The 1,223-nt window shown below is 73.2% G+C and carries 1 protein-coding gene and 1 pseudogene; one reads left to right on the top strand and one right to left on the bottom strand.

Features of this window, described 5'->3' with window-relative positions; genetic code table 11:
• Window positions 1-504: triacylglycerol lipase (locus KBX53_RS33485; protein WP_210863865.1), on the bottom strand; the 504-nt coding region annotated here is incomplete at its 3' end.
• 205 nt (window positions 505-709) lie between these two features.
• On the opposite strand from KBX53_RS33485, the pseudogene KBX53_RS33480 reads away from it, so the two are divergent.
• Window positions 710-1,223: pseudogene (locus tag KBX53_RS33480) on the top strand (hypothetical protein); the annotation flags it as partial.

The following is a 1,223-nucleotide window of genomic DNA, read 5'->3' as shown; positions in this document are numbered from 1 at the left end:
CTGCGTCCAGGCCACCACTCCGGCGCAGGTGCCCAGCCCCAGGAACGCCACGATGTTGGCGACGTACGTGCCGTACTGGGGTGTGCCCAGGCTGACGTACCGGCCGACGGCGGCGGTGCCACCGAGCCGCTTGAGGTAGTACCGGCTGACCAGGCCCCCTTCGGAGTGGGCGACGAGGTCGACGGTCGCCGCGCCGGTGCTGGCGCGTACCTGGTTGACGTAGGTGGCGAACGCGCGGGCCGAGGTGGGGATGTCACCGAGGCCCAGTCCGGGAAGTTGGTAGATGAAGGTGCGGTAGCCGTCGGCGCGCAGCCGGCCGGCGATCGGCTCGTACGCGACGGCGACGCCGCTGAGCCCGCCGACCACGATGACGGGGTTGGCCGCCACGGCGGCGGCGAAGGGGGTGGGGGCCGGGTCGGCGGGCGCCGCGGTCGCCGTGGCGGTGGACGCGAGCAGCGCGGCGGTGGCGAGGGCCAGCACGAGGGCGGTCTTTCGGAGCAGCATCGCTGCACCTCCGGGGGGAGGCGCCCGGCGAACCGGGCAGGTGGGTGGGGGTGTCCGGTCGACCGTGCGACGATGATGCCCGCAACAATTTGGAAACGTCAATGACTTGTTACGCGCCGGTAACCCGTTGTTCCGCCGGGGGTGTAAACGGTCATACCGCCACGCTCCATATCGGACCCCGGACGCTCACTGGCATGCTGTGGCCGTGGCTGTCGACGAACCCACCGAGCGCGAGCTGCGGGTGATGCCGTGGTGGCTGGTCCTGGTCGGCCTGCTGGCCGCCGTCGTCCTGGGCTGGCTGGTGCTGGACCTGCTGCTCACCGAGGCCGACCGGGCCAGCCAACCCGACACCCGTGCCACGCTGCGCATCGACGCGATCCGGACCGGCCTGACCGTCGTCGCCGGCACCGGCGGAGGGCTCGCGCTGCTGCTCGCCGCCCGCCGCCAGTGGATCACCGAACGCGCGCAGCGACACCAGGAGAGCGTCGCCGCCCGCGACCAGGTGCACCGGGACCGGGTGCAGGCGCACGCCGAGGCGGTGGCCGAGGCCGCGCAGCGCCACCAGGATCGGCAGTCCGGGGCGGCCGAGCACGACGCGGCGGAACGTCGGCTGACCGAGCTCTACACCCGGGCGGTGGAGCTGCTCGGCAACGACAGCGCGGCGGTACGCCTCGGTGGCCTGCACGCGCTGGAGCGCCTCGGTCAGGACAATCCGGGGC

This window comes from Micromonospora sp. M51 (genome assembly GCF_018070305.1).
Classification (GTDB): Bacteria; Actinomycetota; Actinomycetes; order Mycobacteriales; family Micromonosporaceae; genus Micromonospora; species Micromonospora parva.
Note: the sequence above shows the minus strand (reverse complement) of the source record. Positions and strands in the feature narration are given on the sequence as shown.